Raw genomic sequence first — 26,134 nt, forward strand, 5'->3', positions numbered from 1 at the left:
TAAGTCCTCTATTTTGCTAAATAAAGGGAGGGCTGCATGTATCGAATCTTACTTTCAATTATTGCAGGTAATTTGGCCATTTTAGGTTTGTCTCAACTACCTAATAATAAGCTACTATTGGTTGTCCTGGTGCTAGGCCTGTTACTTTTATTATTTAGACGAGTTTACTGGTTAGGTACTTTTCTCCTAGCTTTTGCTTGGGCTTGTATAAATGCGCAATGGGCATTGGATGACAAATTAGATAGCCACTGGGCAGGGCGCGTGCTTTGGGTTGAGGGAGTGGTTGTAGGGCTGCCCAATATTGACAAGAGCAATAATGAAATAATAGCTCGCTTTCAACTTGCAGAAGCGTATTCTAGGCGTACTTCGCTGCCTAAATTAATTAATGTCAGTTGGTACAACGCTAAGGAAGTTCGAGCGGGTGAACGTTGGCGTCTAGCTTTGCAGTTGAAAGATACCCAAGGGCTAACTAATCCTCACTTGTTTGACTTTGAAGCTTGGGCATTGGCACAGGGGATTGGCGCGACAGCAACAGTCAAGGCGGCTGAAAAACAAACGGAAGCCCAAGGTGTTTATGCCTGGCGTGATGCAGTGCGCCAACGACTTTTTGCACAATTACCTGAAGATAAAGGTTTAGCTGCCCTTATTGTAGGTGATGCTAGCCAGCTCACACAGGAGCGTTGGCAGTTACTCAATGATACAGGCACAGTTCATCTGTTTGTTATATCAGGGCAACATATAGGCATTATAGCAGGCTTGATTTATGCCTGTGTGGCGTGGTTAGGACGTCAGCGCTTTTGGCCAATGAGCTATTCATGGTTAACCTGTGCGTGTTTAAGTGCATGGCTAGTAGCTTTGACCTATGCCTGGTTAGCAGGTTTTACTGTACCTGTGCAGCGTGCTTTATTAATGCTTACGGTCGTGCTGTTATGGCGTTGGCGGTATAGCTACCTCAGTGCGTGGCTACCTTTTTGTTTGGCATTAGCTCTGGTGCTCCTAATCAATCCATTGGTTGTTTTGCTCAATGGCTTTTGGTTGTCTTTTGCAGTGGTTGGTGTGTTGCTTTTAGTTTTTTCAGGGCGCTTAACTAGGCCAACAGCGCGTCAGTTTTTATGGCAAGCGCAATGGGTAGCTTTTATTGGTTTATTTCCAGTGCTAATTGCACTTGGGCTAGGTGTAAGCCCAATAGCGCCTTTAGCCAATATCATAGCTATCCCTTATCTTAGTTTTATTGTCTTGCCTTTAGCTTTAATAGGTGCTGTTTCTCTCCCAATTCCTTGGCTGGCACAGTTATTATTAGGGTTGGCACATCAAGCAATGGAATTATTATTTAGCTTACTAGCGTGGTTTGCTAGCTGGCAACCGGCTTGGCAACTGCCTGCGCAATCGACGCTCAGCTTGTTGTTTCTGCTGCTGGCCGTCTTATTGTGGTTAATACCAAGAGGTGTTTTTAGCCGTGCAGTGGCTGTTTTTCTTTTGCTCCCCAGTCTGTTTCAGGCAACAGGTCAAGTTGCTGAAGGAGAAGCCCTTATTAATGTACTCGATGTTGGTCAGGGGTTGGCCATTGTTGTGCGAACTAAAGATAAAACCCTGTTATACGACACAGGTAATCGCTTTAAGCAAATGGATATGGGCGCTAGTGTTGTTGTTCCGTATTTACAAAAACAAGGAGTGCGCCATTTAGATAAAATTATTATTTCACATGCTCACCTTGATCACTCAGGTGGACTGCCTAGCGTGCTGAAAAAGTTTTCTGTTGATCAATTAGTTAGCGGCGAGCCAGCGTTAATTAAACCTTCTATGGCTTGTGTCACTCGCAGCTGGGTTTGGAACGGTGTAGAGTTCTCACAGTGGCGCTGGAACAAGGCAGTAAGCTCGAATGATAAGTCCTGTGTTCTATATATTAAAACGAATAGCAGCAGTATGTTGTTGATGGGGGACTTAGAACGACCAGGTGAAATGGCCTTTTTAAAAGCTAACCCTAGCTGGCAAGCTGATTGGTTAATTGCTGGGCATCATGGTAGCTATACTAGTACTCATCCTGAGTTACTAGCACAGATTAAGCCTCATACTGTATTGATTTCGCGAGGGCGTTTTAATATGTATCAGCATCCACATCCCTTGGTTATTAAACGCTTAATGGACAAAAATATTGCAATATTTGATACTGCACAACAGGGGGCAATCACTGTTAAACTAGGTTGGCAAGTACAACTTAAGTATGCACGGCAGGCTAATGTTTTCTGGCGAAATTCATTAGTGAATGATTAACGCTTAGGATGGATCATGAGCACAAAAAACGCGCAAGAAACACAAAATCTCGCTTGGACCCGCGTGATTATCTTGGCAATTTCAGGGTTTATTTTTAATACAACAGAGTTTATTCCTATTGCTTTATTAAGCGATATTGGACATAGCTTTTCTTTAACTGAAGAAACAACAGGTTTGATGGTTACTGTGTATGCTTGGGTAGTCGCATTGGTATCTGTCCCACTGATGCTACTTACAGGAACAGTCGAACGACGCAGGCTATTAGTCGCAGTATTCTTTTTGTTTATTACAGGGCACATTATTGTTGCTTTCTCCCCTAGCTTTGAAGTACTGCTTGGCGGGCGTATTATGATTGCTTTTGCCCACGCAGTATTTTGGACTATCACAGCTACGTTGGCTGTTCGCTTGGCGCCAGAGGGCAAGAAAAGCTTAGCCTTAGGCCTATTAGCCACAGGCACCTCTATTGCTACAGTGTTAGGCTTACCCCTTGGGCGCCTAATAGGCCAGTGGCTAGGTTGGCAGCAAACTTTTTTAAGCATAGGCTTATTAGCAGCTATAGCCATGGTGGCGGTTGCCTATTATTTGCCGAGCCTGCCTAGTATTAACTCAGGTCGCTTAAAAAATTTACCACAGATGCTGACTAAACCGGCATTATTGGGCCTGTTTCTGCTTACAGCGCTGATTTTTACTGCTCATTTTGCCACTTATACGTATATTGAGCCTTTCGCCAAACAAATAGTAGGTATGTCAGAGCAAGCTACCACTTGGCTGTTACTAGTCTTTGGTGTAGCTGGCATCTTTGGCAGCTTTGTATTTAGTCGCTATAACACTGTTTATCCGGCTAAGTTATTACAAGGCGCATTATTGGTGGTGACAGCTAGCTTGCTTTCTCTAGGTTTTCTCAGTGATTCGTTATGGAGCTTTATTGGTATCGCCTTCTTTTGGGGAGTGGCTATTACTTGTGTAGGCCTGGGGTTGCAAATCAAAGTATTAGATTTATCGCCTGAGGCGACAGATTTAGCCATGTCTATTTACTCAGGCATTGTTAACATTGGGATAGGAGCAGGGGCACTAATGGGAAGCCAGGTTATCAGCTTTGTTGGTTTAGCTAATATCGGCTACAGCAGCACAGTGCTTGGTTTGCTGGCCTTTGCTTTGGCGGTCGCATTGTTTAGCCTGTATTACAGATTAATCACAGGAAAAACTAGGCAGCCTAAAACCAAACTGCTGGGGTAGCTGTGTAGAAAAACGCAATAAATTTTTAAACAAGTGACTTAGGTCGGCAATTTATTGTACTAGGCACTATATGATCTTTTGTCATGAATCAGTAAACTTTACCTTTTAATTAAGTAATTGATTCTTAAACTATTTGCTTTATGTGCTAATCCGTTTAAGGTGCAGCCCTTATTTTAATTTTACGCTGCTAAGCGTAAGTTGCAGATTGGAGTATTTTTACTGTGTGGGAACTGGTAAAAGCAGGTGGCTGGTTAATGCTACCCATCATTATGTGCTCGGTAGTAGCCGCTGCAATCATTATTGAACGTCTTTGGACATTAAGAGCTGCAAAAATTAGCCCACCGTACTTGTTAGGTCAAGTGTGGAAATGGGTGCAGGGCAAACAGTTGGATAGTAAAAAACTGAAAGAAATTCGCGCTAATTCACCTCTAGGCCAAATTTTAGCAGCCGGATTAGCTAACGCCCGTTACGGTCGAGAGCAAATGAAAGAAGCTATTCAAGAGTCTGGCGCTAAAGTGGTGAGTGAGCTTGAGCGTTTTTTAACGGCGCTGGGTACTATTGCTTCTATTGCACCTCTATTAGGGTTGTTGGGTACGGTCTTAGGTATGATTGAGATATTTAGTGCTTACACTAGCTCTGGTATGGCTAATGGTGGTCAGTTAGCCAGTGGTATTGGTAAAGCATTAATAACCACGGCAGCTGGCTTGTTTGTTGCTATTCCAGCGGTATTTTTTCATCGCTATTTGGTGCGTCGTGTAGATGAGCTGGTTGTTCATATGGAGCAAGAAGCCATCAAGCTAGTTGACGTAATGCAAGGCGATCGTGATGTCGAAATAGAGGACAAATAGTGAAATTCCCACGAAAACCCAGAGAGCAGGTTGATATAAACTTAGCTCCATTGATTGACGTGGTGTTTATTCTGCTATTGTTCTTCGTTGTTACTACGACATTTACACGTGAAACTCGCTTAAAGGTTGATTTACCTGAGGCAGTGAGCGGTGAAGCACAACAAGCAGCAGAGCCACAAACACTGGAAGTATTGATTGGCGTTGATGGCAGTTATTCCGTGAATAATCAACCATTAGCAGTAAATGATTTAAAACACTTGATGGATAAACTAGTAGAAGCCTCTGGTGGAAACCAAGATTATCCAGTGACTATTAGCGCAGATGGTAAGGCACCACATCAGGCTGTAGTAACAGCGATGGATGCCGCCTCTAAATTAGGTTTTTCTCGTTTGCGTATAAGTACAGTTGAGGCAGAAGAAAATTAGTGAGTCTAGCTCATAAATTGCAACAACGATGGTATCAAAAAAATACTCCAGCTCCGCTTTTCTTGCGGCCGCTGGAGTATTTGTTTAAGTGCATTGTAAAAAATAAGTTTGCACGTTATCAGCAAGGCTTGATGACAAGCTATCGTGCTCCTGTGCCTGTGGTTGTAGTAGGTAATATTACAGTTGGAGGAACAGGTAAAACGCCCATGATTTTATGGTTAATAGCGCATTGTCGAGCGCGCGGCTTAAAGGTCGGAGTGGTGAGTCGTGGCTATGGTGCTAAACCACCTCAGTTTCCTTGGCGTGTACGTGCAACAGACACGCCACAAGTAGCAGGTGATGAGCCTTTATTGCTGGTACAGCGCACAGGCGTTGCTTTAGTGACTTCGCCAAAACGTAATGAAGCAGTGCAGGCGCTATTAGCAGAAGAATCATTTGATATTATTTTATCTGATGATGGCATGCAGCATTATGCACTAGAACGTGATGTTGAAATTGTTTTAGTCGATGCCGCACGTGGTTTTGGGAATGCGCATTGCTTGCCAGCTGGGCCTTTGCGTGAGCCTTTAGAACGCCTAGCGACAGTAGATGCTGTACTTTTTAATGGTGCCTTAGAAGATAGCGAGCAAGGTTTTGCTTTTCAGTTACAGCCTAGTAGTTGGATTAACCTAATAACTAATGAACGCTGTACTGTAGAAGCTTTTAAAGTGCAGGGTAACGTTCATGCAGTGGCTGGTATTGGTAATCCTCAGCGTTTTTTTAATACCATAGAACAGCTTAACATCACTGCACAGACACATGCTTTTGCCGATCATGTTAGCTTTACTCAAGCCGACTTTTCCTTTGTCGGTAAAGATACAGTGTTAATGACAGAAAAAGATGCCGTAAAATGCCGCTCATTTGCACAGTCTAATTGGTGGTATTTAGCGGTGGATGCAAAACCAACCTCAGCTTTTATTGCGTGGTGGGATGAACGTTTGACACAATTAATCAAGGCTTCACATTAGGAGTACTGTAATGGATAGCAAATTAATCGATATGCTGGCTTGCCCTTTATGCAAAAGCCCAGTGCATTTATCAGAAGATAAAAGCGAACTTATTTGTAAGGCAGATGCCTTAGCTTTTCCTATTCGTGACGACATTCCAGTTATGCTTGAATCACAAGCCCGTTCACTCACTAATGATGAGCGTTTAGAGAAATAAATGAGCCAGCCTTTTATTGTAGTCATCCCCGCCCGTTATGCTTCAAGCCGTTTTCCGGGCAAGCCGCTAAAAGAAATAGCCGGCAAGCCTATGCTGCAGCATGTATGGCAGCAAGCGATGAAGAGCGCCGCAGAACAGGTTGTTATTGCCACGGATGATGAGCGCATCGCCCAAGCTTGTGAGCGTTTTGGGGCTCTGGTGGTAATGACACGTGCAGACCATGAGTCAGGCACAGATCGTTTAGCTGAAGTCGCACAGCAATTAAATCTGCCAGATGACGCTATTGTAGTTAATGTGCAAGGCGATGAGCCTTTAATTCCGCCGAGTGTGATCAATCAAGTGGCAGAAAACTTGGCTAAAACTACTGAAGCTGCTATTGCTACCTTAGCTGAGCCTATTTTAGATGCACAGAGCTTGTTTAATCCAAATGTCGTTAAAGTCTGTAGCGATAAAAATGGTTTAGCGCTTAGTTTTTCCCGCGCTCCTTTTCCTTGGGCACGTGATAGTTTTGCAAATCAGCCAGAACAATTACCAGCTGATGTACCTTATCGCCGCCATATTGGCATTTATGCTTACCGCGCTGGATTCTTAGCAGATTTTGTACGCTGGGGTTCGTGTTGGTTAGAAAATACGGAACGCTTAGAGCAACTCCGCGCCATGTGGCATGGCGTGCGTATTCATGTGGCAGATGCAGTGGAAGCACCGCCAGCAGGTGTGGATACGGAAGAAGACTTAATCCGAGTTAAAGCTATTTTGGAGAAGTAAGGTGAAAGTGCTGTTTGTATGCTTGGGTAATATTTGCCGCTCTCCCAGTGCTGAGGGGCTTTTCCGTCAACAGCTTAAAAGTGCTGGCTTAAGTAGTCAGGTCACAGTTGATTCAGCAGGAACAGCTGCCTGGCATATCGGCAATCCTCCAGACAAACGCTCACAACAAGCAGCACTTAAGCGTGGTTATGATATTTCTAATCTAAAAGCGAGACAGGTTCAACCCGAAGACTTTTTGCATTTTGATCTGATCTTGGCAATGGATAAATCCAACTTAGATGATCTCAAAGCAATAGCGCCTAAAGAGGCTAAAGCGCAGTTGTCGCTATACTTGCAGCGCTATAGCTTGGCTTATAGCGAGGTGCCAGATCCTTACTATGGTGGTGAGGAAGGCTTTGAGTTAGTGCTTAACTTATTGGAACAAGCGGGTAGTCATTTATTAGACGAAGTTCGTGAGAGTTTGTAATGGACGCATTGCAGTACGATGTCAGCTTAAAGCCCTATAACACCTTAGCTATTGATGTAAAAGCTAAATATTTTGTTAGCGCACAAAGTTTGATCCAAATACAACAAGCCTTAGCCTTTGCTCAAGCGCAGGGTATCCCGTTTTTTTTATTAGGTGGTGGCAGTAATCTGGTGCTAACCCAAGATATACCTTATCTGGTTTTGCATATTGCAACTAAAGGTATTCAGGTACTTAGCGAAGATCAGCAGCACGTAACATTAGAAGTCCAAGCAGGCGAAAATTGGCATGCATTTGTACAGTGGAGCCTTGCCCAAGGGTGGTCTGGATTAGAAAATCTTAGCCTTATCCCTGGTACTGTAGGTGCTGCGCCTGTACAGAATATTGGAGCTTATGGTGTAGAAGTAAAAGACTACCTAGATAGTCTTACAGCACTGGACACACAAACTGGTGAAGTTTTAGATTTTAGCAATGCGAAATGCCAATTTTCTTACCGTGAAAGCTATTTTAAGCAACATTTAGGACGTTATCTAATTTTAAGTGTGCGTTTTAGGCTAAATAAACAGGCAAAGCTGCACTTAGAATATGGCCCTATTCGTCAGCAGCTAGCCGAGGAAGGCATAGCCGAGCCAACCCCACAACAAGTAGCGGCTGTTGTTTGTACTATTCGTCAAAGCAAGCTGCCTAATCCCGCTGAGCTGGCAAATACCGGCAGTTTTTTTAAAAACCCACTAGTGTCTACAGCTCAAGTACAGCGTTTAAAGCAGGCTTACCCAGACTTGATTTCTTACAATCTAAGCAATGAGCAAGCCAAGTTAGCTGCTGGTTGGTTAATTGAAAAAGCGGGCTGGAAAGGGTATCGGCAAGGTGATGCAGGAGTACATGCTAAGCAGGCGTTAGTACTGGTTAATTATGGAAATGCCAGTGGCAAAGATATTTTGCAACTGGCGCAAAAAATTCAGCAGACTATTAGGGATAAATTTCAGGTATCATTAGAAATAGAACCTAATCGGCTGTAATTAGCATCTTTCTTAGATGTTTTTCCCTTTCTTCTGATCTTGCTTGGCCTTTTGTCTTGCGCAGAAAAAACGGTCGGATTCTGGTTTTATTCTTACTATCTTTGCAACAATGCAGAGCATAAAGTGCTGTTTTATGTTGTGTTTTATACCCAAAACTAAGGACTTTTTATGGGAAGTACAGCTTTATTGGAGGTTATGGTAGTCGTATTTTCATTGGCTATTGCAACTACGTTATTTAATAAACGCGTCTTAGGGCTGCCAGGTGCGATTGGCGTTCCTATTGTTTCTGCTGTTGCGGTATTGGCATTACAGTTTTTGGCAAATAACCTCTTACACAATAACAGCATTATTCAAATTAACTTAAATGGTATTAAAGAAGCTGTTCAAAGCATTAACTTTTATGACTTTCTGATCAATGGCGCTATTTGCTTTATCTTGATGGCATCTGCCTTAAAATTTAAAGTCTCAGACCTTAAAGCCTATTGGAAGCCGATTGGTATTCTAGCCACTATTTCATTGGTGATTTGTGCCTTTATCTTCACCGGCATTATGTGGGTTTTCCAAAAATTTGTAATGCAAACAGAAGTGCCTTTCTTAGTGCTATTATTGCTAGGTGCTGCTTTGGGCGCAACAGACCCCATAGGTATTAAAGGCGTACTAAGTTCAATTAAAGCACCTCACCATTTGATGGTTAAATTAGAAGGTGAATCTTTATTTAACGATGCCATGTGTATTGCCGTCTTTATGACAGTATTAGGGCTGATAGGTGGACAAAGTCTATCCATTGGTGCTGTTTTTGGTGATTTACTGTCCGAAATCTTGATTGCAGGTCTCATTGGTTTTGGGTTTGGCATTGTTGGTTTAAAAATGATGAAAGGCAAGCATGAGCCTGAGTCCTTAATTTTAACCACAGCTTTAGTGGCTGCTGGCTCTTATTTGCTATCACTCTATGTGCATGCTTCTGCGCCTATTGCTTGTGTGGTTGCAGGCTTAATTGTAGGTAATCGCTGGCAAGAAATTCTTGAGAAAAAAGAAATTGATGATGTGAACCATTTTTGGCATACCATTGAAGGAATTATTAACTCTTTCTTATTTACGCTGATTGGTTTAGAGCTTTTCGTTATCAATTTAACCAGCAAATTATTAATTGGCGGTGCAGTTGCCTTTATTGTCTTGTTTATAGCGCGCTTTTTAGCTAACTATATGTCATTTCGTTTTACCAGTGTGCATCGTAACAGTTACAACGGTAGTTTATTTATTCTATCTTGGGCTGGGGTACGTGGTGCCATCTCGTTGGCGCTGATTCTTGCTGTAGCTAATCTGCCTGTTTTGAAAGAGTACAGTGAAATTTTATTAGGCTATGTGTTCTTTAGTGTGCTGTTCTCAGGCTTGGTCTGTGGTTTGGGGTTGCCGCAAGTTATTAACGCCTTTTACCATAATGAAAATGAAGACACTAAAGGCTTTAAAGGATACTACCAACGTTTCTGCCATAAGTTTAACCGTAGTGGTGTTAAATACCATATTGTTGATACCCCCTTGGGCGAGTCAGTACAGGTATATAACACCGAAGTGGTTTCTGAGCAGATTGTTAAAGAAACGGTGGCTGGCGAGAGCGAAACAACACGTAATGATGCTCATGTTCAAGCGCAAGAAGAATATCAAGCCGTACAAAAAGAAGTAGATCGTTTAGAAAATCCTGAAAACTTCTAGAGAAACTATGTAACATCACAATAAGTCCGCACCCTATAAAGTGGTTTGCGGACTTATATTTTAGATAGTTAATAATGGTATACAGCTAGTGCTGTGCCTAACTTCCAGCTAATAAGTGCGATAAAGACACAGAGGCAGACAGCACCCATAATTGCCAGTTGGCGAGCAGGGATAGGATTAAAAGGATAACGCTGTGCTAGTTGTAACATGAACGCACAGCTTAAACTGCCCACCATAGCGCCTGCTATCACATCACTTGGCCAGTGCGCACCTAAATAAATACGAGAGATACCTACAGCAATGGCGGGTACTACAGCAAGCATCAGGCATAGTATGCGTCCTCGTGGAATTTGCCCGCGGCTAATTAAAACGCCTAATACTAGAAAAAATGCAAAACTGGCAGAAGTATGTCCGCTAGGTAGACTGTATCCAGAGTAGGGTTCAAGGAGTAACTCTGGACGTGGGCGCTGAAAAATAAACTTTAAAATGGTATTGGTGGTAACTGCGATGCCAATGGTGCCTAAGGAAAAAATCAGTGCACGATAATGTTTATAAAATAGTAAGAAAGCACAGAGTGTAGCTATGACAATCAATTGAGTTTTAACGTCAGCAATACGGGTAATAATTACCATCAACCTATCAAGATCAACAGAACGAGCAAGCTGTGTTAGATGCTGAATATGCAAGTCAAAGCTATTAAGATAACGCCAGCCAAAAAGAATACTGATCAATAATAGTGCAGCGCTGCACATAACTGCAAAATGAGTCCATGTGCGCTGGCGTGTTGTACCAACCAAAGCTACGGCTAACACTAGAAGAATACCACTGGCTATCCAAGCAAATTCCCACCAAAAATGCTCAGGAACAGTGGTATCTATAGCGGCACCTACCAGCCAAGCCGGTGCACTATAAGCAATGGCCCAGCCCAGTGCCGCTAAGAGGCTCACCATGCTAAAGGTTAGACTATTCATTTTTAGCATGCCAGCCGTCATAGGTAATAGTGGGCGTAATGGACCGATAAATCGGCCAATAAATAGACCAATAACCCCGAAACGATTGAAATAAACCTCGGCTTGATTTAACCATTGAGGGTGGCTGCGTAAAAGCGGTAGTTTTTGCACATTGTTTTTTAACTTAAAACCTAAGAAATAAGATAAGAAATCACCAAGCAAGCCACCCGCCCATGCCCATAAAATCACTTGCCAAAGTGGCATGTTAATTTTCCCAGCCAATGCAGTTACAGCAAACATCATGACTACACCTGGCATAATAAGACCAACAAGAGCTAAGCACTCCAGCAAGGCAATAAGAAAGATACTCAGGCCTAGCCAATTGCTATTGGCTTCAAGAAATACTAAAAACTGATTAAAAAATTCCATTAGAGATTCACTAATACTCGGTAGTCTTGGTTTTCAATTTGCCCGCGGCGCAGCGGGTTTTTTGTGCAATAAGGTGCAAAATCGCTATCAACGAAACGATAAGGCAAGTCTTCATCGCGCCCTTGTGGAATACCTAGACGCTTGGTTTGCAAAATGGTTGCAGGTTTGAGCGCGCAATCATCAACAAATAAACGTTGTGTATCAAAGGGTTGAGCGTCCCAGTCAGGCACTTTTAAGCCAAGACTGCGACATAATAATGTTTGACCTGCGCATAAACGTCCAATACTACGTTGACTACCATCTCTATTTGGATTGTTTTCTTGCAAGATAGACAGGCTAGATTCAGGCGAGATTGCATCAAAATAAGGAAAGGCGGATTTGATCAGCACTGCATTGCCTGCGCCTTTAGCACTAAAATTTAACGAGTCGCCTCCACGCGCGTAATACATGTAAATAATGCCGCCATCCATAAATAAAGCTTTGCGCTTTTCAGTATAGCCTAGTGATGCATGGCTACCTTTGTCGGAAAGTAAATAGGCTTCAGTTTCAATAATGCGCACACTCAGCCAATGCCCATTAAAACGATGACGAATCACTTTGCCGAGCAAGGCTTTAGCCAGTGTTAACGCATCTTGATTAAAAAAATCAGTAGCTAAGGGGGTGGCTGTCTGCCATGGAAGTGAGGTCGTAAGTGTCATAATCAAATAAGTAGCACTTTAAACAGTGCATTATCAGTAAATAAAAGATAAATTAATGAGTTCTTGTGCGCTTTATATAAAGGTGCAGCTATAATCCACAGTTTAATAGAATAATTGGTTTATGAATAATGACCGAGTCCGTACTTGAATATATGCAGCGTCTCGGCCAGGCCGCGCGCCAAGCTTCCAGAGTATTAGCGCGCGCGAGCACGGCACAGAAGAATCAAGCCTTACTAGCTATGGCCAATGCGCTTGACGCCTCGCGTGTTGAGCTACTGGCTGCGAATCAACTAGATTTAACAGCAGGGCGCGATAATGGCTTAACAGAAGCTATGTTAGATCGCTTAGCACTTACACCTGAGCGTATTGACGAGATGATTACAGGCTTGCGGCAAGTCGCTAATCTGGCAGATCCTGTTGGCGAAATTCGTGACATGCACTATGTGCCCAGTGGTATTCAAGTAGGTAAAATGCGTGTGCCGTTAGGGGTTGTTGGGATTATTTATGAGTCACGCCCCAATGTCACCATAGAAGCTGCTAGTTTATGTTTAAAGTCAGGCAATGCAACAATCTTGCGTGGCGGCTCAGAGGCGATCCACTCTAACCAAGCCTTAGCTAAGTGCATAGTCGCAGGATTGGAAGCTGCAGGCTTGCCGAATACTAGCGTGCAAGTAGTTAATACTACAGATAGAGAAGCGGTTGGCGCATTAATTAGCATGCCTGAGTTTGTTGATGTGATTGTGCCACGTGGTGGTAAGGGATTAATTGAACGCATTAGTCGTGATGCAAAAGTACCAGTGATTAAACATCTAGATGGTGTTTGCCATCTGTATATTGATCAAGCCGCTAATGCGCAAATGGCAATTCGTGTGGCTGATAATGCGAAAACTCAGCGTTACTCACCCTGTAATGCGATGGAAACCTTATTAGTACATAGCAATCGTATTGAGGATGTGCTCAAACCTTTAGCTAAGATACTGCAAGCTAAAAACGTAGAATTACGTGGTTGTATGCGTACACAAGCCGCTTTAGGAAATTTTGTAAAACTAGCGAGTGAAGAAGACTGGTACGCTGAGTATAATGCACCAGTCTTAGCGATTAAGATTCTTGATAGCATGGAACAGGCGATTGAGCATATTAATCAGTATGGTTCACACCATACGGATGGCATTATCACGGAAAACTATACAGATGCGCGCCAATTCCTAACTGCAGTTGATTCAAGCTCCGTTATTGTGAACGCTTCAACACGTTTTGCTGATGGTTTTGAGTATGGTTTAGGCGCTGAAATTGGTATTTCAACCGATAAACTGCATGCTCGCGGCCCTGTTGGCTTGTTAGGGCTAACAAGTGAAAAATATATAGTTTTTGGTGATGGACACATTCGTGGCTAAACGCATTGGCATTTTTGGAGGCACTTTTAACCCTATTCATATAGGGCATTTGCGTAGTGCCTTAGAAGTGATGGAGAGCTACCACTTAGATGAGCTACGCCTCATGCCTAATGCATTGCCACCACACAGAGCCAAACCCGCAGCGAATGCACTGCAGCGTTTAACTATGGTGCAATTAGCCGTACAAGATGTACAAGGCCTATCGGTTGATGATCTAGAGTTACAACGTGATACCCCGTCATGGACAATTGACACTTTGCTGGTATTGCGCCAGCAATTGAGCACAGATGATCAGCTGCTCTTGATCTTAGGTTGGGACGCGTTTTGTGGACTACCTACATGGCATCGCTGGCAAGAAATACTCCAGCATTGCCATCTTTTGGTACTTCAACGACCAGATTTTGATGTTGAAGCACCACAAACATTACGTGATTTGATTGCAGCTCGTGCGGTGGCGAGCCCGCAAGCTTTGCAAGGTCCAGCAGGGCAGATTAGTTTTGTTTGGCAAACACCGCTGGCGGTATCGGCAACCCAAATACGCCAGCGTTTAGCCCAAAATCTATCGGTGCGTTTTTTAGTGCCAGATACGGTTTTGAACTATATTCAAACACAAGGACTCTATCAGTCCTAGTCATAGGTAAATACAGATTTATGCAGAGTGAAAATTTAGTAAAAGTAGTAATTGATGCCTTAGAAGAATTGAAAGGTAAGGATATTGTTACTATTGATGTACGCGGTAAAACCAGCATTACTGATTATATGGTAGTTGCCTCGGGAGCATCTAACCGCCAAGTTAAAGCTATGGCGCAAAATGTGATTGAGAAAGTAAAAGAACAAGGTGTTAAACCACTAGGTAATGAAGGTATGGACTCAGGTGAGTGGGCTTTAATTGACCTTAACGCCGTAGTAGTGCATGTGATGCAACCAGCAACACGCGAGTTTTATGATCTTGAGCGTTTATGGCAGGGAGCAGAACAAAGCCGCGCGAACCACGAAGAAGGGCAAGAGTAATGCGTATACGCCTAATTGCGGTAGGTAGTAAAATGCCGCGTTGGGTGGAAATGGGGTGGCAAGAGTATGTAAAACGCTTGCCATCTGATTTACCGCTAGAGCTGGTAGAAATTCCGCTTACGACCCGTGGTAAAAACGCTGATATTCAACGACTGATTCGCCAGGAAGGTGAAGCTATGTTGGCTAAAGTTCAACCAGGTGAAAAGATAGTTACCTTAGAAGTAACTGGAAAACCGTGGAGTACTGAACAACTTGCGCAAGAACTAGAGCGCTGGCGCTTAGATGCACGTAATATAAACCTAATGGTGGGTGGGCCTGAAGGGCTTGCGCCTGAGGTATGCGCTAGAAGTGAGCAACGTTGGTCGCTTTCGCCCCTAACACTACCGCACCCATTAGTAAGAGTACTGCTTGGCGAGCAAATTTATCGCGCATGGACGGTATTGTCTGGGCACCCTTATCATAAGTAGTTGATTGATATGAGCGATCCTATTCACCTAAATAGTTATCAGCGTGATGCAAGAATAGCGCGCAGCCGTGTTTTGGTCAGTGCAGGGCTGGTGCTGTTAGCGTTTATAGGTTTATTGGTTCAGCTCTATATTTTGCAAGTGGTTAACTTTGATGTTTATACCACGCGTGCTGAAAATAACCGCATTCATACGCGGGCATTACCCCCTCCTCGTGGCTTAATTTATGACCGTAATGGCGTACTCTTAGCTGAAAATCGCGTTAGTTTTAGTTTAATGTTCACCCTTGAACGAGTAGGTAAAAATAAAAACTGGCGTGAAGTGCTTGATAAGTTGGTTGAGGTTTTACAGCTTAGCCCAGAAGAGCGAGAAACCTTTGAGAGGCGTGCATTACAAAGCCGGCGTCCTTTTGAACCAGCATTAATTATGAGCGGCTTGACTGAAGAGCAGCGAGCGCTCTTTGCGATTAACCAACATTTATTGCCTGGAATTGAAGAAGATGTGCAGTTTGTACGTCATTACCCACAAGGCGAACATTTCACTCATACCGTTGGTTATGTAGGGCGTATTAATAGTGAAGAACTGAAAAAGCTAGACCCAGTGTTATATGGTGGTACTAACTTTATTGGCAAGACAGGTATTGAACGCTTTTATGAAGAACAGCTTCTAGGCCAAGTAGGTGTTGAAGAGGTCGAAACTAATGCACGCGGTCGTGTACTACGTGTACTTAGCCGTACTGAGCCTATTGCTGGTAAAGATATTTACCTAACCTTAGATACCAAGTTGCAAGCTGCTGCTGAACAGGCATTAGGCGGCCGAAGAGGCGCTATCGTTGCTATCCAAGTCAATACAGGTGAAATACTGGCGATGGTCAGTCAGCCTAGTTTTGATCCTAACCAGTTTGTATTAGGCATTGGTTTTAAAGCGTATGCTGACTTACGTGATTCTATTGACGCGCCGTTATTTAACCGTTTTGCCCGTGGCTTATATCCACCAGGCTCTGTAATTAAGCCAATGGGAATTGTCTCAGGTCTAGAATCGGGAAAAATTAATTTAAATACCAAAGTATTTGATCCAGGTTATTTTCAGCTAAAAAATAGCACGCATAAATTTCGAAATTGGAATCGTTATGGCGATGGCTGGGTAGATATTAGACTGTCGCTGGCGCGCTCAAATGACACTTTTTTCTATGAAATGGCCAATGAAATGGGCGTTAAACTGTTGCATAAGCATATGTCACAGTTTGGTTTTGGCCAGCGAGTTGGTTTAGATGTGGACGGAGAAACGGCCGGCTTAATGCCTTCGCCTGAATGGAAACAGCGCCGCTTTAAGCAAGTATGGTTTCCTGGTGAAACGGTAATGTTAGGTATTGGTCAAGGCTATATGCAAACCACGCCTATTCAAATGGCACAAGCGACTGTGCTCATGGCAACTAATGGTAAGTGGATTCGCCCGCACTTAGCAAAAACTATTGGTGGTGAGAAGCCTATTGACCCTGATCCTATGCCGGACATTGAGGTTTCTAATCCTAAATTTTGGGAGATAGCTCGCGAAGGTATGGAAGACGTCATGCATGGTGCCCGAGGTACTGCTCGTGGCACAGGCAATTCAGCTATGTATCGCATGGCTGGTAAAAGTGGTACGGCCCAGGTTAAGTCTATCCCACAAGGTGAGCGTTATAATCGAGATAAATTAAATGAGCGTTTACGCGACCATGCCCTTTTTGTGGCCTATGCGCCAGCCAAAAAGCCTGAAATTGCAGTGGCTGTTATGGTAGAAAATGGTGAGGCAGGGGCAAGGGTGGCATCACCTGTGGCTAAAGCCGTTTTAGATGCTTGGTTGCTGGATGAAAATGGGGTGGTCAAAGAGGAGTATCGTGATGGTACTGAAAAGGGCGTTCATCAATGAATTTTGACTCCAGCTTACCAAAAGGTGATTTAGTCCAACGACGTGCCAGTCTCTTGCATCGTTTGCATATTGATGGTTGGTTGCTGTTATTTTTATTAATGATTGCTGGTATTGGCTTGGTAGTACTTTATTCTGCCAGTAGTAAAAGCATAGATATGGTGACTAAACAGGCCAGCTCCTTTGGTGTTGGCCTATTAGTGATGATTTTTATCGCACAAATTGAACCTCGATTTATTGCCCGCTGGACATGGCTTGGTTACTTTCTAGGTCTGATTCTACTCATTGTGGTAGATGTTGTAGGGCATAATGCCATGGGGGCTACACGTTGGATTAATATTCCAGGGGTTATTCGCTTCCAGCCGGCTGAATTTATGAAAATCGCCATGCCTTGTACCATTGCATGGTATATCGCCAAATATAGTTTGCCGCCAACACTAAAGCATTTATCTATTAGTGCTGTGGCGCTGCTATTACCTTTTGTTTTGATTGCACGTCAGCCAGACTTAGGAACAGCGTTGCTAGTTTTAGCCTCTGGGGTTTTTGCATTGTTTCTAGGTGGTTTGCGTTGGGGATGGATTGCAGGTGCGGTTGCAGCTGCTATCCCAGCCGCTGTAGGCTTATGGTATTTCTATATGCATGACTACCAAAAGCGTCGTGTACTTACCTTATTTGACCCTAGTCTTGACCCTTTAGGTGCCGGTTGGAATATTAACCAGTCACAAATAGCCATTGGCTCAGGTGGTATCTTTGGCAAGGGTTATCTATTAGGCACTCAATCCCATTTAGACTTTTTACCAGAAAGCCATACTGATTTTATTGTTGCAGTATTAGCAGAAGAGTTTGGAATGGTGGGTGTGGGGCTATTATTAATACTTTACACCTTACTCATTATGCGTGGCTTAGTAATAGCTGCACAGGCGCAAAGTGTTTTTGGAAAGCTTTTAGCAGGTTCACTAACCCTTACTTTCTTTGTTTATGTTTTTGTAAATATAGGCATGGTCAGCGGAATTTTACCTATTGTAGGTGTACCTTTACCCTTTATTAGCTATGGTGGTACTTCAATTGTCACCTTGTTAGCTGGATTTGGTATTTTGATGTCAATTCATACACACCGAAAATGGATTGTGCCGACTTAATGCAGAGAAAAATAGATTATTTTGCAAAAAAGTCATGCTGCAAATCGCAAGTTATTAGCCTTATGGGTATAATTACTTTTTGCAAATACTGGATTAGCTTTACATGAAATTATTAAAAGAACGCATTCTACAGGATGGGCGCTGTTATGAAGGCGGTATTTTAAAGGTTGATAGCTTCATTAACCATCAAATGGATCCAACCTTAATGAAGGGTATTGGCGTTGAGTTTGTGCGTCGCTTTGCAGGCTCCAATGTTAATAAAATCATGACAATTGAGGCTAGCGGTATTGCCCCAGCGATTATGACGGGCTATTTGCTGAATTTACCTGTTGTTTTCGCCAAGAAAAAGACACCGAGTACCATGCAAAATATCCTGCATACTCAAGTACATTCGTTTACCAAAAACCGCACCTATGATGTAGTGATCAGTAAAGACTTCCTAACCCCTGATGATAATGTCTTATTTGTTGATGACTTCTTAGCTTATGGTAACGCTGCTCTAGGTATTCTTGACTTGGTTGAGCAAGCGGGCGCTAACCTCGTGGGCATGGGCTTTATTATTGAAAAAGGCTTTCAAGATGGACGTAAAGTGCTAGAAGAGCGCGGTGTGCGTGTAGAAGCGTTAGCCACCATCACTGATTTATCTAACTGCAAAATTTCGATTAAAAACGACTAGCTACCTTAACAAAGCGCACCTTTTTAGGTGCGTTTTAGCGTTATTATCCTTTAGAATGGGGCTAATGTTTTTGCATAATACTCATCAATATAATGTAAGTTGCTCATCATTTGCCTAAATTTGGCATCCTCTGCATGAGCAGAAACTTTATGAAAAGATGATGAAATGTGATTTAACCAAGAGTAACTATATAAAATCAGTAGTTTAAGTGATTTTACGAGTAATTTTTGCTATGTTGTACGTTAAGAATTTACTGTCATGCGGGTTGCTTAATGTTTTTCAAAAAGCTTGTTTTCTCTGTTATCCTTTCTAGCTGTTTAGCCTTCCCTGTTATTGCCCAAAATTACGAGCAATCTGCCGCTGCTGCTGCGTTTATTCAAGAAATGGAAGCAGAGCATGGCTTTATTCCAGAGACATTGCACACCGTTTTTGCAAATGCCCAGCGCCAACAATATATTTTGGATGCCATTTCTCGCCCTGCAGAGCGTGTTAAGCCTTGGAAAGAATATCGACCTATTTTTATTACACAACAGCGCCTTGACCAAGGCTTAGCGTTTTGGAGTAAAAATGAAGCAGCGCTAATGCGTGCAGAACAAGAATATGGCGTTCCAGCAGAGTATATTGTAGCTATTATTGGTGTGGAAACCATGTATGGTGGCAATACCGGAAAGCACCGTGTTATTGATGCGCTATCAACCTTAGCCTTTGATTATCCTCCACGGGCGCCTTTTTTTCGTAAAGAGCTCAAAGAGTTTTTAATTCTGGCACGTGAAGAGCAGGTTAATCCGTTAGAGCTAACGGGTTCTTATGCTGGCGCAATGGGCTTACCACAGTTTATGCCAAGCAGCTTTAGAGCCTATGCTGTCGACTTTGATGGTGATGGGCATATTAATATTTGGACCAATCCAACAGATGCTATTGGCAGTGTTGCCAACTATTTTGCCAAGCATAAATGGCAAGCTGGAGAATTAGTCACTGTACAAGCCAAGGTAGCTGGGCAAAATGTAGCTAAAGGCTTATCTGTAAAAATCGACGACAAATTTACAGTTAAACAACTTAAAAACTTAGGATGGGCACCTATAACCGCTTTGCCAGATAATTTAAAAGTAACAACCTTTAAATTAGAAGCAGAACAGGGTGATGAATACTGGTTAGGGCTCAACAATTTTCAAACCATTACACGTTACAATCGCAGTGTAATGTATGCCATGGCCGTGCATGACTTAGCGCAGCTCATGAAGCAAGCTCGTAAGGGATAAAGCATGCGTAAAATTGTTTCTATTAGCCTAATGCTAGCTGTTACTCTTGCCTTAACTAGCTGTGGTACACGCAAAGCTGTAAAACCACAGCCTGTAGTTAAACCTGGCGGAGCTATTAGTGGTCCTAGTATTTATAACCGACCAGGTAGCGATGGAGCACCTTGGTGGGATATCGACGTGTCACATATTCCTGATGCAGTACCAATGCCGCATAATGGCCGCTATAAAGCTGCCCCTTATACAGTAATGGGTACAAGGTATTATCCAATACAAAGCGCGCATAATTATTCAGAAGTAGGCACAGCCTCATGGTATGGTACTAAGTTTCATGGGCAGAACACAGCCAATGGTGAACAGTATGATCTTTATGGTATGACCGCTGCCCATAAAACCCTACCACTGCCTAGCTATGTAAAAGTAACTAACTTAGAAAACGGTCTTAGCGTAACCTTGCGAGTAAATGACCGCGGACCTTTTTACTCAGATCGTATTATTGACCTTTCTTTTGCCGCAGCCAAAAAGCTAGGTTATGCCGACAAAGGTGTAGCTCGAGTTAAAGTAGAAGGTATTGACCCAGCTAAATGGTGGGCTCAGCGTGGACAGCCGGTACCTTTAGTACTAGCTGATGGTAAATATGCCGCAGCGCCTGCGCAAGGAAAACCATTGGCATGGCCTAAACTAGAGCCAGCCCAGGAAACCTATGTTCCGCCAGCAACACAGCATGCCAGTGCCACTGTTCCTGAGGAAATTGACTCAAAAAAAAACGCTACATTTCCAGCCGATGGCCTTTATCTCCAAGTTGGTGCCTTCGCCAACCCGGACGCTGCACAACTATTACGCGATAAACTAAGTCTTATTAGTAATGCACCTGTAGAAATTAGCTCAACAGTAAAAGACAAACTTGTCTTACATCGTGTACGCTTAGGGCCTATTGCAAGTTTATCAGCAGCGGAACAATTGCAAGAGCAAATAGCACGCGCTAATCTAGGGCAAGCTGCATTAGTAAAATTTGACTAAACAAATCAATGAATTAATGGTCTATCAGCCATTGACCTGCTGACCTTTTATTGAGTACATCATGAATTTCACCCGTAGTTTTCAAGCGTTTATTTTTTCAGCCACTCTTGTTGGTGCTTCTGTTGCATTGGCTAATCCAACGCCAACACCCCTTCCTGCGCCAGCGGCTGCTCCCACAGTAATTCCTGCAATGCCGGAACTGGCGGCTAAATCCTATGTATTGATGGATGCGGCAACAGGCCAGATTCTAGTTGAGCATAATGGCGATGAGCGTTTACCACCAGCAAGTTTAACTAAACTAATGACTGCTTATGTTGCGACTAAAGGCATCAAAGAAGGCCGTATAGGTGAGCAAGATTTAGTCACTATTAGTGAAAAAGCTTGGCGCATGGAAGGTTCTCGCATGTTTATTAAAGTCAACTCACAGGTTTCTGTGAGTGATTTATTACATGGCGTAATTATTCAGTCAGGAAATGATGCCAGTGTAGCTATTGCTGAATACATGGCAGGCAGCGAAGAAGCCTTTGCCGATGTGATGAACAGCACAGCCCAAAAACTGGGTTTAGCCAATACGCATTTTGAGAATGCAACAGGATTACCTTCACCAACGCATTACTCCAGTGCGAATGACATGGCAAAACTAGCGCGTGCTATTATTTTTGAAGATGCCGCGCACTATGATATTTACAAGCAAAAAGAATTTACTTGGAACAATATCAAACAGCCCAACCGCAATTTATTATTATGGCGTGACAAAACGGTAGATGGCTTAAAAACCGGTCATACCGCAGAAGCAGGTTATTGCTTAGTTGCTTCAGCTGTGCGTGAAGATATGCGCTTAATCGCCTCCGTATTTGGTACTAGCAGTGAAGCAGCGCGTGCTGCAGAAACACAGAAATTGTTAACCTATGGCTTTCGTTTTTATGAGAGCAAAACCTTTTACCAAGCAGGGGCTGAGTTAGATAAAGCCCGTGTATGGAAAGGGCAAACAGAACACATCAAAGTAGGTTTGGCCAATAATCTCGCGCTAACCTTACCACGTGGTCAAAGTAAAAACTTAGAAGCCCAAATGCTCTTGAATGAGCAGCTTATCGCCCCCATATCTGCTGGTGATATAGTTGGTAAAGTAGAAGTACGCTTAGGTGATCAAGTAATCAAAACGACAGATTTGATTGCACTTGAGGCAGTTGAAGAAGCCGGTTTCTTTGGTCGTCTATGGGATAGCATTAAACTTTTCTTTGTTGGCTTATTTAGTTAATTAAGTAGCATTAGGCTACGGAGGTAAAGATGGCCGATCAAGAACCTCAGGCACCTAAAATTGAGTTTCCTTGCACAAACTATCCAGTAAAAATTATTGGAGATAGTCACGATCAGTTCATTACTAAGATCATGGAAGTGGTAAAGCGCCACGCTCCCGAAGTGGATGAACAACGTATTAGTGTGCGAGACAGCAGTAATGGTCGCTTTGTCTCTGTACAAGTACATATAACAGCTACAGGGCCAGAGCAACTACAAAAGCTTAATGAAGACCTTAGAGATACTGGCGTAGTGCGCATGGTATTGTAATGAGCGATTTACCAATAGGTGTTCGTCATTTAGGCATTCTTCCTTATGAACCTGCATGGCATGCTATGCAGGCTTTTACTGATTCTAGGCAAGCAGAAACCTTAGATGAACTATGGTTTCTACAGCATGAGCCTGTGTTTACCCAAGGACAAGCGGGAAAAGCAGAGCATGTGTTAGCCGCAGGTGAGATTCCTATAGTGCAAGTGGATCGTGGTGGTCAAGTAACCTATCACGGACCAGGGCAGCTAGTGGTTTATCTGATGATAGATGTGCGACGTCTAGGCATAGGTGTACGAGAGTTAGTCACCTGTATTGAGCAATCTATTATTCAACTCCTTGCTAGTTATGCTGTAACAGCCGTAGCCAAAAAAGATGCTCCTGGTGTTTATGTGAATGATGCTAAAATAGCATCTTTAGGCTTACGCATTCGTAATGGACGCTCGTTCCATGGCTTGGCCTTAAATTTAGATATGGATTTACAGCCGTTTCAACGTATCAACCCTTGTGGTTATGCAGGACTTCGCATGACCCAATTAAAAGATGAAACCGATCACCCCGTAGTATTTGACGAGGTGGTTGCAAGGTTGCAAGAATGCCTGTTACAACAGTTGCATTACAGCCAATATAAAACCCTATCGGGTGAGATTGAATGGTCATGAACAACGAACAAAGCAAAGCCACGCCACAAAAAGTAGAAGCCGGTGTGAAGTTACGTGGTGCTGATAAAGTAGCGCGTATCCCTGTTAAGGTGATCCCGACTGACGAACTTCCACCAAAACCTGATTGGATCCGCGTTCGTATTCCAGTATCGCCAGAAGTTGATCGCATTAAGAAAATGCTCCGCTCACATAGCTTACACAGCGTTTGTGAGGAAGCATCATGTCCCAATCTCGGTGAGTGCTTCTCAAGTGGCACCGCTACCTTTATGATTATGGGCGATATTTGTACGCGACGTTGCCCGTTCTGTGATGTGGGCCATGGCCGTCCAAAAGCCCTAGATGAAAACGAACCAAAAAACTTAGCTAAAGCCATTGCTGATATGAAGCTGAAGTATATTGTAATTACTTCTGTTGACCGTGATGATTTACGTGATGGTGGTGCTCAACATTTTGCCGATTGTTTACGTGAAATTCGTGCGTTATCGCCTGAAGTTAAGCTAGAAACGCTAGTGCCTGATTACCGTGGACGTATGGATATTGCGCTGGATATTACAGAGCAAACACCTCCAGATGTGTTTAATCATAATTTAGAGACAGTGCCTAGGCTGTATAAATCATCACGTCCAGGTTCTGACTATCATTGGTCCTTAAAACTATTACAGGAATTTAAGCGTCGTGTGCCTCATGTTCCTACTAAATCTGGTTTGATGCTTGGTTTGGGTGAAACAGACGAGGAAGTATTGGACGTTATGCGCGACATGCGAGCCCATGATATTGATATGCTAACGCTTGGTCAGTATTTGCAGCCTTCACGTAGCCATTTGCCAGTACAACGTTTTGTACATCCAGATGTATTTAAAATGTTTGAAGAAGAAGGCTATAAAATGGGTTTTAAAAATGTGGCTGCAGGCCCATTAGTGCGTTCCTCTTATCATGCTGATCAACAAGCCCATGCTGCAAAAAATAGTTGATTTACTATAGCTAGAATAAAACCTGCTTTTTGACTCACCTTATTTATTGGGGATTAGGGCCTGAGCTCGATACAGTATCGGACTCAGGCCTTTTAGTTTGAGTTTTGCCTGCTCCTGTTGTAATAAAAATGACTCACTAATAGCTTTTCAAGCGATTCAACTGATTGTCGTTTTAGTGGGTAATACAGCTTCATTTACAGTCGATCCAGAAAAATTTTCATGGTGGTATTATCTAAGCCGCTAGGCTCCTGTATATATAAAAAGCCAATACTGAGAAGCTTGAGATTGAACAGGGTGGTAATAGTAAATATAGCATTAATAATGCTGGATTTATTGGCTCTCTAAATGACCATGCAATAAATATATCAGGTTCAACAGTAGCAAGTGATGTTACTTTAACCAACATAGGTACAATGCAAGGTTATATTACAGCGAATAATGAAACTGCTTTAAATATAGATAATGCAGGATTATTTTCAGTTCGCAAGCAAGATAATGGTGGCAAACATGTCGCTATCTCTAACTTCAATGACGGAACCATTAACAACACTGGCAGCATTGAGTTAATGGCTGTTAATGGCGTAGCAAACAACGATACAACAGGTGAATATACACCTACAGGTGCGCTAAGTAGTGGCGAAGAAGGTATTCAACATGGCCAATTATTGGGCGTTAAAGACTTTAATCACAGTGGTGTGTTAGATATTCGCGGTTCAGGTTTATCAGGCAATGTTTTTGTTATTACAGGCGATAAAACGACAGCAGGCAACAATGGCAATGGTAACTTCACTACCAGTGGCGGCGTATTAAAAGTAGCTACTACCCTAAATGAAGGCGGTGCTAATAGTCGTAGTGATATGTTGGTAGCTGACAACATTATTAAAGGTACTGATAGCACTAAAGTGGCCATTTCTATAGCCCAAGCCAGCACAGGCGGCAAAACCGTTGATGATGGCATCCAAATCATCAAAACCTTAGGTACTCAAGATAAAACCGCCTTTACCTTAGCGGGTCCTGTTACTTTTGGTGAGTATGAGTACTTACTCTTTGGTGAAAACGCTCATGGCGATGCGGATGGCTTCTATTTGCGTAATTTCTTAAAAGACACAGATACCAAAGTGTATCTACCTAACCCTAATATTGGTGGTTATCTAGGTAACCAATATGCAGCGGCTAACATGTTTAACCAAAATATCTTAGATCGCCGTGACAATGCTCGTGCGCCTGATGAAACTGTATGGGCCCGCGTTCAATATAACCACATGAATACTGAACAGCTTAAAGGCACACAAAAACTAAAAGTAGACACCTCATTAGTTCAGGTAGGTGCTGATTTATACCGCGATGAACAAGAAGGTAAAGTAGCAGGCGTGTTCTTTGGTTATGGCGATAGCGATGTTAAAAACCGCTCTAAGCTTACTGGTTCAGAAGTAAAAGGTAGCGTTAAAGGCATACAGTTAGGCGGTTATTATAGTTGGATGCCACAAGATGATAACAAAGGTGCTTTTGTTGATATCTGGGGGCATTACGCTCACTTTAGTAATGAACTCAGTGGTGCTGCTCAAGCCAATAGCTCTAAAAAATACAAAGGTAACGGTCTAGCGCTGTCTATCGAAGGGGGCTATGGCTTTGAAGTAGGACGTACCGAGTATAATACCTGGATATTAGAGCCTCACGCACAAGCCACCTATAACTACCTAAAAATGGATGACTTTACTGACAAAAACGAAACACGCTTTAAAAACAATAAAAGCAATGGTTTTACTACTCGTGTAGGTGCGCGTTTCTATGGCTATAAAGAAAACCAAGTAGGCGTCTTGCCTTTTGTTGAGTTGAACTGGCTACATAATGGTGTCGACAACGGCGTGTATGTTAATAACACCCGTAAAGACAGCAAGATTGGGCGCAACGTGGGTGAGTTAAAACTAGGTGCTAAAGGCAACATTACAGAGCATTCAAGTATTTCTGCTCATATTGGCGTGCAACAAGGTAGCGATAAATTCCGTAATAGCTTAGGGCAGTTAGTATTTAACTATAATTTCTAATGGAGTATTGA

At 42.9% G+C, this 26,134-nt stretch carries 26 protein-coding genes; 24 read left to right on the forward strand and 2 right to left on the reverse strand.

Features of this window, described 5'->3' with window-relative positions; translation table 11 throughout:
- Positions 1–36: 36 nt before the first annotated feature.
- From VQ643_RS11760 to VQ643_RS11805, 10 genes are all read left to right on the forward strand, one after another.
- Positions 37–2,271 carry a DNA internalization-related competence protein ComEC/Rec2 gene (locus tag VQ643_RS11760; RefSeq protein WP_414199981.1) on the forward strand — a complete coding sequence of 745 codons (2,235 nt, stop codon included), beginning with the start codon at positions 37–39 and terminating at the stop codon, positions 2,269–2,271.
- Between the two features lie 15 nt (positions 2,272–2,286).
- Positions 2,287–3,507: a sugar transporter gene (locus VQ643_RS11765; RefSeq protein WP_414199982.1), complete on the forward strand. Its 1,221-nt coding sequence runs from the start codon at positions 2,287–2,289 to the stop codon at positions 3,505–3,507.
- Positions 3,508–3,728: 221 nt separating this feature from the next.
- Positions 3,729–4,355: a MotA/TolQ/ExbB proton channel family protein gene (locus VQ643_RS11770; RefSeq protein ID WP_414199984.1), complete on the forward strand. Its 627-nt coding sequence runs from the start codon at positions 3,729–3,731 to the stop codon at positions 4,353–4,355.
- Positions 4,355–4,780: an ExbD/TolR family protein gene (locus tag VQ643_RS11775; RefSeq protein ID WP_414199986.1), complete on the forward strand. Its 426-nt coding sequence runs from the start codon at positions 4,355–4,357 to the stop codon at positions 4,778–4,780. The genes VQ643_RS11770 and VQ643_RS11775 overlap by 1 nt, the downstream gene beginning before the upstream one ends.
- Positions 4,780–5,787 carry a tetraacyldisaccharide 4'-kinase gene (lpxK, locus tag VQ643_RS11780; protein WP_414199987.1) on the forward strand — a complete coding sequence of 336 codons (1,008 nt, stop codon included), beginning with the start codon at positions 4,780–4,782 and terminating at the stop codon, positions 5,785–5,787. The genes VQ643_RS11775 and lpxK overlap by 1 nt, the downstream gene beginning before the upstream one ends.
- 10 nt (positions 5,788–5,797) lie before the next feature.
- Positions 5,798–5,983: a Trm112 family protein gene (locus VQ643_RS11785; protein WP_414199988.1), complete on the forward strand. Its 186-nt coding sequence runs from the start codon at positions 5,798–5,800 to the stop codon at positions 5,981–5,983.
- Positions 5,984–6,748 (forward strand): 3-deoxy-manno-octulosonate cytidylyltransferase, encoded by a 765-nt coding sequence (gene kdsB, locus VQ643_RS11790; RefSeq protein WP_414199989.1) that lies wholly within the window; start codon positions 5,984–5,986, stop codon positions 6,746–6,748. It begins immediately after the preceding gene.
- 1 nt (position 6,749) lies between these two features.
- The gene (locus tag VQ643_RS11795; RefSeq protein ID WP_414199990.1) at positions 6,750–7,214 is read left to right on the forward strand and encodes a low molecular weight protein-tyrosine-phosphatase; all 465 of its coding nucleotides are present in this window, start codon (positions 6,750–6,752) and stop codon (positions 7,212–7,214) included.
- Positions 7,214–8,230, forward strand: a complete 1,017-nt coding sequence (gene murB, locus VQ643_RS11800; RefSeq protein ID WP_414199991.1) for a UDP-N-acetylmuramate dehydrogenase — start codon at positions 7,214–7,216, stop codon at positions 8,228–8,230. The genes VQ643_RS11795 and murB overlap by 1 nt, the downstream gene beginning before the upstream one ends.
- Positions 8,231–8,398: 168 nt before the next feature.
- Positions 8,399–9,940: a cation:proton antiporter gene (locus VQ643_RS11805; RefSeq protein ID WP_414199992.1), complete on the forward strand. Its 1,542-nt coding sequence runs from the start codon at positions 8,399–8,401 to the stop codon at positions 9,938–9,940.
- A 68-nt stretch (positions 9,941–10,008) separates the two neighbouring features.
- Here the strand turns inward: VQ643_RS11805 and VQ643_RS11810 are convergent, their stop codons facing one another.
- Positions 10,009–11,319 carry a bifunctional DedA family/phosphatase PAP2 family protein gene (locus VQ643_RS11810; protein WP_414199993.1) on the reverse strand — a complete coding sequence of 437 codons (1,311 nt, stop codon included), beginning with the start codon at positions 11,317–11,319 and terminating at the stop codon, positions 10,009–10,011.
- Positions 11,319–12,017 (reverse strand): DNA-3-methyladenine glycosylase, encoded by a 699-nt coding sequence (locus tag VQ643_RS11815; protein ID WP_414199995.1) that lies wholly within the window; start codon positions 12,015–12,017, stop codon positions 11,319–11,321. Before VQ643_RS11815 ends, VQ643_RS11810 begins: the two co-directional genes overlap by 1 nt.
- Before the next feature lie 128 nt (positions 12,018–12,145).
- Here VQ643_RS11815 and VQ643_RS11820 point away from each other — a divergent pair, with 128 nt between their 5' ends.
- From VQ643_RS11820 to VQ643_RS11885, 14 genes are all read left to right on the forward strand, one after another.
- Entirely contained in the window at positions 12,146–13,411 is a 1,266-nt protein-coding gene (locus tag VQ643_RS11820; protein ID WP_414199996.1) for a glutamate-5-semialdehyde dehydrogenase, read from the forward strand.
- A complete protein-coding gene (gene nadD / locus VQ643_RS11825; protein ID WP_414199997.1) occupies positions 13,404–14,042 on the forward strand; it encodes a nicotinate-nucleotide adenylyltransferase in 639 nt (212 codons plus the stop codon). Before VQ643_RS11820 ends, nadD begins: the two co-directional genes overlap by 8 nt.
- A gap of 20 nt (positions 14,043–14,062) precedes the next feature.
- Positions 14,063–14,422, forward strand: coding sequence for a ribosome silencing factor (gene rsfS, locus VQ643_RS11830; protein WP_414199998.1), 360 nt, complete (start codon positions 14,063–14,065; stop codon positions 14,420–14,422).
- The gene (gene rlmH, locus VQ643_RS11835) at positions 14,422–14,889 is read left to right on the forward strand and encodes a 23S rRNA (pseudouridine(1915)-N(3))-methyltransferase RlmH (RefSeq protein ID WP_414199999.1); all 468 of its coding nucleotides are present in this window, start codon (positions 14,422–14,424) and stop codon (positions 14,887–14,889) included. The genes rsfS and rlmH overlap by 1 nt, the downstream gene beginning before the upstream one ends.
- Positions 14,890–14,898: 9 nt before the next feature.
- Positions 14,899–16,794 (forward strand): penicillin-binding protein 2, encoded by a 1,896-nt coding sequence (gene mrdA / locus VQ643_RS11840; RefSeq protein ID WP_414200000.1) that lies wholly within the window; start codon positions 14,899–14,901, stop codon positions 16,792–16,794.
- Complete coding sequence (rodA, locus tag VQ643_RS11845) at positions 16,791–17,930, forward strand: rod shape-determining protein RodA (RefSeq protein WP_414200001.1); 1,140 nt, start codon at positions 16,791–16,793, stop codon at positions 17,928–17,930. Before mrdA ends, rodA begins: the two co-directional genes overlap by 4 nt.
- A 103-nt stretch (positions 17,931–18,033) precedes the next feature.
- Positions 18,034–18,606 carry a xanthine phosphoribosyltransferase gene (xpt, locus tag VQ643_RS11850; RefSeq protein WP_414200002.1) on the forward strand — a complete coding sequence of 191 codons (573 nt, stop codon included), beginning with the start codon at positions 18,034–18,036 and terminating at the stop codon, positions 18,604–18,606.
- A gap of 272 nt (positions 18,607–18,878) precedes the next feature.
- Positions 18,879–19,865: a lytic murein transglycosylase B gene (gene mltB / locus VQ643_RS11855; protein WP_414200003.1), complete on the forward strand. Its 987-nt coding sequence runs from the start codon at positions 18,879–18,881 to the stop codon at positions 19,863–19,865.
- A gap of 3 nt (positions 19,866–19,868) precedes the next feature.
- Complete coding sequence (locus VQ643_RS11860) at positions 19,869–20,882, forward strand: septal ring lytic transglycosylase RlpA family protein (RefSeq protein WP_414200004.1); 1,014 nt, start codon at positions 19,869–19,871, stop codon at positions 20,880–20,882.
- Positions 20,883–20,943: 61 nt separating this feature from the next.
- On the forward strand, positions 20,944–22,140 hold the full coding sequence (locus VQ643_RS11865) for a D-alanyl-D-alanine carboxypeptidase family protein (RefSeq protein ID WP_414200005.1): 1,197 nt from the start codon (positions 20,944–20,946) through the stop codon (positions 22,138–22,140).
- Positions 22,141–22,169: 29 nt separating this feature from the next.
- Positions 22,170–22,448, forward strand: a complete 279-nt coding sequence (locus tag VQ643_RS11870; RefSeq protein ID WP_414200006.1) for a DUF493 domain-containing protein — start codon at positions 22,170–22,172, stop codon at positions 22,446–22,448.
- On the forward strand, positions 22,448–23,107 hold the full coding sequence (gene lipB / locus VQ643_RS11875; protein ID WP_414200007.1) for a lipoyl(octanoyl) transferase LipB: 660 nt from the start codon (positions 22,448–22,450) through the stop codon (positions 23,105–23,107). Before VQ643_RS11870 ends, lipB begins: the two co-directional genes overlap by 1 nt.
- On the forward strand, positions 23,098–24,078 hold the full coding sequence (gene lipA, locus VQ643_RS11880; protein WP_414200008.1) for a lipoyl synthase: 981 nt from the start codon (positions 23,098–23,100) through the stop codon (positions 24,076–24,078). The genes lipB and lipA overlap by 10 nt, the downstream gene beginning before the upstream one ends.
- 413 nt (positions 24,079–24,491) lie before the next feature.
- Entirely contained in the window at positions 24,492–26,123 is a 1,632-nt protein-coding gene (locus VQ643_RS11885; protein WP_414200009.1) for an autotransporter outer membrane beta-barrel domain-containing protein, read from the forward strand.
- Positions 26,124–26,134: the final 11 nt, after the last annotated feature.

This window comes from Pseudomonas sp. F1_0610 (assembly GCF_047470865.1).
GTDB lineage: Bacteria > Pseudomonadota > Gammaproteobacteria > Pseudomonadales > Pseudomonadaceae > JAZDRH01.

Coding starts and splice junctions, on each gene's coding strand:
- mrdA (WP_414200000.1), top strand. CDS start 14,899: ATGAGCGATCCTATTCACCTAAATAGTTATCAGCGTGATGCAAGAATA.
- VQ643_RS11805 (WP_414199992.1), top strand. CDS start 8,399: ATGGGAAGTACAGCTTTATTGGAGGTTATGGTAGTCGTATTTTCATTG.
- mltB (WP_414200003.1), top strand. CDS start 18,879: ATGTTTTTCAAAAAGCTTGTTTTCTCTGTTATCCTTTCTAGCTGTTTA.
- VQ643_RS11860 (WP_414200004.1), top strand. CDS start 19,869: ATGCGTAAAATTGTTTCTATTAGCCTAATGCTAGCTGTTACTCTTGCC.
- murB (WP_414199991.1), top strand. CDS start 7,214: ATGGACGCATTGCAGTACGATGTCAGCTTAAAGCCCTATAACACCTTA.
- lipB (WP_414200007.1), top strand. CDS start 22,448: ATGAGCGATTTACCAATAGGTGTTCGTCATTTAGGCATTCTTCCTTAT.
- rsfS (WP_414199998.1), top strand. CDS start 14,063: ATGCAGAGTGAAAATTTAGTAAAAGTAGTAATTGATGCCTTAGAAGAA.
- VQ643_RS11815 (WP_414199995.1), bottom strand. CDS start 12,017: ATGACACTTACGACCTCACTTCCATGGCAGACAGCCACCCCCTTAGCT.
- VQ643_RS11760 (WP_414199981.1), top strand. CDS start 37: ATGTATCGAATCTTACTTTCAATTATTGCAGGTAATTTGGCCATTTTA.
- VQ643_RS11810 (WP_414199993.1), bottom strand. CDS start 11,319: ATGGAATTTTTTAATCAGTTTTTAGTATTTCTTGAAGCCAATAGCAAT.
- VQ643_RS11785 (WP_414199988.1), top strand. CDS start 5,798: ATGGATAGCAAATTAATCGATATGCTGGCTTGCCCTTTATGCAAAAGC.
- lipA (WP_414200008.1), top strand. CDS start 23,098: ATGGTCATGAACAACGAACAAAGCAAAGCCACGCCACAAAAAGTAGAA.
- xpt (WP_414200002.1), top strand. CDS start 18,034: ATGAAATTATTAAAAGAACGCATTCTACAGGATGGGCGCTGTTATGAA.
- VQ643_RS11765 (WP_414199982.1), top strand. CDS start 2,287: ATGAGCACAAAAAACGCGCAAGAAACACAAAATCTCGCTTGGACCCGC.
- VQ643_RS11870 (WP_414200006.1), top strand. CDS start 22,170: ATGGCCGATCAAGAACCTCAGGCACCTAAAATTGAGTTTCCTTGCACA.
- rlmH (WP_414199999.1), top strand. CDS start 14,422: ATGCGTATACGCCTAATTGCGGTAGGTAGTAAAATGCCGCGTTGGGTG.
- rodA (WP_414200001.1), top strand. CDS start 16,791: ATGAATTTTGACTCCAGCTTACCAAAAGGTGATTTAGTCCAACGACGT.
- VQ643_RS11820 (WP_414199996.1), top strand. CDS start 12,146: ATGACCGAGTCCGTACTTGAATATATGCAGCGTCTCGGCCAGGCCGCG.
- kdsB (WP_414199989.1), top strand. CDS start 5,984: ATGAGCCAGCCTTTTATTGTAGTCATCCCCGCCCGTTATGCTTCAAGC.
- VQ643_RS11885 (WP_414200009.1), top strand. CDS start 24,492: ATGCAAGGTTATATTACAGCGAATAATGAAACTGCTTTAAATATAGAT.
- VQ643_RS11865 (WP_414200005.1), top strand. CDS start 20,944: ATGAATTTCACCCGTAGTTTTCAAGCGTTTATTTTTTCAGCCACTCTT.